Source organism: Vibrio sp. 1641, from assembly GCF_033339995.1.
In the GTDB taxonomy this organism is placed as follows: domain Bacteria; phylum Pseudomonadota; class Gammaproteobacteria; order Enterobacterales; family Vibrionaceae; genus Vibrio; species Vibrio alginolyticus.
Genome location: NZ_JAWOVP010000110.1, coordinates 1 through 805, shown reverse-complemented (window position 1 = coordinate 805; position 805 = coordinate 1). Strand labels below are relative to the sequence as shown.

The 805-nt window shown below is 51.7% G+C and carries 1 protein-coding gene; it reads right to left on the bottom strand.

The window, feature by feature from the left end; genetic code table 11:
- The coding region (locus R7Z47_RS24480) for a multiheme c-type cytochrome (RefSeq protein ID WP_411913058.1) at nucleotides 1-805 on the bottom strand (805 nt) is incomplete at both ends.

Here is an 805-nt window from a genome sequence, read left to right as displayed (position 1 = left end):
AGCCCGTTGCTTGTGCTGCTGTGTCTGCTCCAAATACCGCGCCGTGATTCAGCATATGGTTCAGAGGCGCAGCTCCTGCCACGGAATCCGGGTCAGCATTAGCTAAAGATGACTCTAGGTGACACGCGCCACAGGCGACTAATGCAGGACTAAAGTACTTGCCACTTGCAAGAGAAGGGCGCGTATTTTGTTGGCTAGGTAAGTTGTATTGAGCATTGGTATGGCAGGCCTCACAGTTGTTGACTGCGCCAGGGAAAGGCGCTTCACCGCTATGAGCAGAGCCAAAGACGTGGAATGAGTGCACGTGGTACTTTAGATCAGCCGCCATTCCAGGATAAAACGCAGAACGTTCAGAGTTATGGCAATTTTTACATTGTTGGAAGTCGGTGGCGGCATGTGGATGCTCACCAAGCTTATGGATAGTCAGCTCTTTGTGACAATCGTTACACGATGAAATGTCCGCGCCCACTGGCAGTTTGTGTTGCTTGTTGATACCAGACAAATCAAACGAGCCGGATGCGTTATTGGCGGCAATGACGAAAGGCGATTTGATAAGATCGATGCCTTCAAACGTGACGCATTCGGCGAGCTCGCCATCTCTACGGTTGGCGCAAAGTGGCATGTCGGCGATGTTAACCGTCAACGTAGAGTTGGAGGTTGGCTTAATCGCAGCGTCAGTGAAGCCTTTATGACACAAGAATAGGCCTTCTCCTTGAGCCTCACAGCCGTCACCAAGTGCGCCATCATCGGCGACGTTGAGACTGTTGTTTGCGACTATCGGGCCTTGGCCGTTATCCCAGTTCAG